Origin of the sequence: Faecalicatena contorta, from assembly GCF_021531995.1 — a bacterium.
GTDB lineage: Bacteria > Bacillota > Clostridia > Lachnospirales > Lachnospiraceae > Dorea_A > Dorea_A contorta_A.
In genome coordinates, this window is sequence record NZ_JAFBIZ010000291.1 from 1 (window position 1) to 649 (window position 649).

The 649-nt window shown below is 46.2% G+C and carries 1 protein-coding gene; it reads right to left on the reverse strand.

The features are described 5' to 3' along the window. A partial coding sequence (locus JQM82_RS16665; RefSeq protein ID WP_235251414.1) for an AAA family ATPase occupies positions 1-649 on the reverse strand: 649 nt, incomplete at both ends.

Sequence of the window (649 nt, forward strand, 5' to 3'; positions counted from 1 at the left end):
CCAGTGTTTCTTCATCCGGCTCCTCCAGATCGATCACAAGATTCATTCTGGAAATGACAGACTGGTTCATCTGTCTACAGCCAGCATAATCATTGTTGGTTGTAACAACGATGGTCGTATCCGGATGACGTTTGATCACTTCTCCGTTTGGCAAAAAAACACTGTTGCACCTGTCAAGAAGGGAATTAAGTCCTACCAAAACACCGGGGTTTGCAATGACTGTCGGCTCCTGAATTTCGACCAAATAGCCGTGACGTATTGCTTCCACAAGAGGGGTGTCCACATATTTGAACTTCTGATGGGAAGATTGGTTCTTATAATTCTCATGCATCTCATCAATGATTGTGTCGATGAGCTGTTTGTATACCACATCCTCAGTTACTTGTTCATCATAAATGCCGGTCAGCTTCTGATAAGCGGTTGCCGGGTCTAGCATGATATCCTGGAAAGACGGATATTCATTCTGAAGACTGGATAATTTTCCATCCACGTCCGGAAGGATCTGACCGAGCAAATCGAAGCTCTCCGTATTGGCAGAGCAGGTAATGCAACGGTAGGGCAGATGTAAGCCAGCAGCAATCGCCTTGGCACCTTCTGTTTTTCCGGTTCCTGCAGGACCCCGCAGAAGAAAATTCCGCATAGGTGAAAC